Source organism: Staphylococcus agnetis (assembly GCF_002901865.1).
Lineage (GTDB): Bacteria > Bacillota > Bacilli > Staphylococcales > Staphylococcaceae > Staphylococcus > Staphylococcus agnetis.
The window spans coordinates 1-232 of record NZ_PPQF01000148.1; the positions used below are offsets into that span (position 1 = coordinate 1).

General features: G+C 30.2%; 1 pseudogene. It reads left to right on the forward strand.

Annotation, left to right across the window (positions count from 1 at the left end):
* Positions 1-232: pseudogene (locus CD172_RS12820) on the forward strand (IS5/IS1182 family transposase); the annotation flags it as partial.

The window sequence follows — 232 nt, forward strand, 5'->3', positions numbered from 1 at the left end:
AATGATACTGGATGATTTTGAAAAGACGCCACTAATTACTTATGGAATGTACATTAAAGAAGGGAAAAAGAAATTTAAAAATGATCCGTTTATTTCTGCAAATTGGCGATACAATGAACTAGACGACTATTACGTGTGCCCTAATAATAAAGAATTACACTTCTTCAAATATAGAATTAAACATGATTATTACGGTTATCGTCGAGATTTCAAAGAATACAGATGTGAAGAT